The 2,765-nt window shown below is 60.9% G+C and carries 3 protein-coding genes; 2 read left to right on the top strand and 1 reads right to left on the bottom strand.

Annotated features, from left to right (window positions below; translation table 11 throughout):
- The coding region (locus GX108_06490; protein NLO56683.1) for an LD-carboxypeptidase at positions 1 to 826 on the bottom strand (826 nt) is incomplete at its 3' end.
- Positions 827 to 958: 132 nt separating this feature from the next.
- Here GX108_06490 and GX108_06485 point away from each other — a divergent pair.
- Both GX108_06485 and GX108_06480 read left to right on the top strand, forming a co-directional pair.
- Positions 959 to 1,483: a cob(I)yrinic acid a,c-diamide adenosyltransferase gene (locus tag GX108_06485; protein NLO56682.1), complete on the top strand. Its 525-nt coding sequence runs from the start codon at positions 959 to 961 to the stop codon at positions 1,481 to 1,483.
- Between the two features lie 119 nt (positions 1,484 to 1,602).
- Positions 1,603 to 2,765: GerAB/ArcD/ProY family transporter (locus GX108_06480; GenBank protein NLO56681.1), on the top strand; the 1,163-nt coding region annotated here is incomplete at its 3' end.

Below are 2,765 nucleotides of genomic sequence, written 5' to 3'. Positions count from 1 at the left end.
TTATCAGCGTCGGCTTCCCTTCGGGGACAATGATCGCCTCCAGGACCTCCGGCAGCGTGAAGGATTCCTTCGGCTTCCTGGGAGGAATATGGGTGAACTGGCCCAGCACGATCCCCGCCGCGTCGTCCAGCTTCCCGGCCAGCCTCAGCTGGGTCAGCATCCTGTCGATGCGAAAAACTGGCTCGTCGGTGTCCTCAAGCAGCAGGATCTTTCCCCTGGTGTCGATCTCCCACTGGGTCCCCAGCAGGGCGCAGATCAGGGCGAGGTTCCCGCCGGTCAGTTCTCCTTCGGCCGTGCCAGGAACGAGAGTTTCCATGGGAGGTTCGCCTTCGCAAGGGATTATCTCCCCCGGTGGCTCGACGCCGGTGATCGCGCCGAGGAGACTGTCCCGGACATAACCGGGAAAGGAGCCGCGGATGAAATCGGTGGCGGGCATGGGGCCGTGAAAGGTCATGAAACCGCGGGGCCGATTCAGCACCAGGTGGAGGATGGTTATGTCGCTGTATCCGAGGAAGACCTTGGGGTTCCTGTAGATGGCGTCGAGGTTCAAACGCTGCGGGAGCCTTATGGCGCCGTCTCCCCCACGGACGCAAAAGACGCCGCTGACCTCCGGGTCGAGGAAGGCCCTGTTGATGTCATCGGCCCTGACGAAGTCCGTTCCTGCGTGGTAACCCTCGGACTCGTAGCAGCTCCTGGAGAGTTTGACCGTGAACCCCATGTCTTCGGTGACCTTGACCGCCTTTTCGATGGAATCCATCGAGGACTGGCTCGAAGGGGATACGAAAGCGACCGTATCTCCTTCCCTGAGGGCCGGGACTTTCCGCATCGCGAGACACCCCTTTATCGTGTTTTTTTCTCCGGTGGCCGTCGCTCACAGAAACAAGGATAATGGATAGGGCTCCCGATAGCACCTCCGGGTGCGAGCGACCGGGTTCGCCCGAAAGGAGGGTCTTCAGTGATATTCGATCCGGGACTCGTCCAAGTCTACACCGGCGACGGGAAGGGTAAGACCACGGCCGCCCTGGGCCTTGCGCTGAGGGTATGCGGCCACGGAGGGAAGGTTGCCTTCATTCAGTTCATGAAGGGCTGGGATTTCTACGGGGAGATAGCCGGGCTCTCCTTCCTGCCCGGCGTCCGTCATGAGCGCACCGGCACTCCGGAATATGTCTACCGGGGCAGGGAGAGCGAAGAGGACCGCCGTGAGGCCGCCAAGGGGCTGTCCTTGGCGAAGGAATGCCTGGTCTCGGGTTTCTACGACCTGGTCGTGCTGGACGAGATGAACGTCGTGGCCGACTACGGACTCGTCGACCCGGAAGAGGCGGCCGGCGCCATCAGGGGAAGACCTCCTCACGTGGAAGTAGTCCTCACGGGGAGAGACGCCCCGAAGGTCTTTCTCGACATGGCCGACCTCGTGACGGAGATGAAGGAGATACGGCACCCTTTCCGCAAAGGCCTCTCCTCGAGGAAGGGTGCCGATTTCTGAGCTTCCGACTGGCCAAGGTTTTATATTGGATGTAGAATAATGCATCTCTTCTTAATAGTGGTAATGATAATCATGATCATCTAGCCCGTCCTTCGGGCAAAAAAGGAGGTAGGTACGTTATGAATAAGCGTTCGGATTTATTGTCTTTCGGAGCACTCGCGGTTATCTCGGCGGCCCTTTTTTCGGGGCATTTTGGCGTGGGAGACGTGATCTTCCCTCCGATCCTGGGCAAGGGCGCCGGGGCGGCCTGGTTCACCGCCGCCATGGGGTACGGGATCATAAACAGCCTGGGGGTCCTGGTGGCCTATCTTGCCGTGGCGCGGCAGCAGAAGACCCTTCTCGAGATGAGCTCCCGGACCCTGGGAAGGGCTTTCGGCGTGGTTTTCACCACGATATGCATGCTGATCATAGGCCCCGTCTTCATCCTTCCCCGCGTCTCCTCAGCCACCCACGAGATGGCGGTGGCCCTTTTCTTCCCCAACTTTCCCCTCGTGGCGACGCTGGCCGTGTTCTTCATCCTGAACTACTGGGTGGCCTGCAACAGGGCCCAGGTCATCGACAGGCTTGGCAAGGTTCTCTCACCGGCACTGATCATCTTCATGGCCATTCTCATCATCAAGGGGATCGTCTCGCCGATCGGCCCGGTGCCGTCGACGGGCTGCGAGAACCCCCTCGCCGATGGTGTCATCAACGGCTACAACACCATGAACGCCCTCGGGGCCGCCCTGTTCGGGGGATGGGTCCTCAAGGAACTGCACATGAGGGGCATCACCGATAAGGACGCCCAGACGCTGAACCTCTTCTACATCGGCCCCGCCGTCGCCCTGGCGCTCCTGGTCACGTCCACGGGCATCACCTACCTGGGCGCCACGGCCGCCACCGTCTTCCCCGAGGCCGATATAGGCGTCTACACGGTCCTGATCGCCGAAGGAGTGCTTGGAGGGGTGGGCAAGGCGGTCTTCGCGCTGCTTTTGGCCTTCGCCTGCTTCACCACCTCCGTGGGGCTCACCTCCACCGCCGGCGACGTCTTCCAGGAGATGTCCGGCGGTAAATTGCAGTACAAGGCCATCGTCGCCGCCTCCAGCGTTGTGGGCTTCGGTATAGGGACGATTGGCCTCGGCAAGATCGTCGGCTACACCGTTCCCTGGCTCATGCTGGTTTACCCGGCTATCATAGTGCTGCTGGTGGGGAGCCTTTTTGACTTCGGCAAGTTCAAGCCGGCTCTCCAGGGCGCCATCGTTACGGCGGTCATTTTGAGCATCGGCGATTTCCTTGGGGCCAT

The sequence above is a fragment of the Thermovirga sp. genome (assembly GCA_012523215.1).
Taxonomy (GTDB): Bacteria; Synergistota; Synergistia; order Synergistales; family Thermovirgaceae; genus 58-81.
This window is presented reverse-complemented; position numbering and strand designations above follow the sequence as displayed.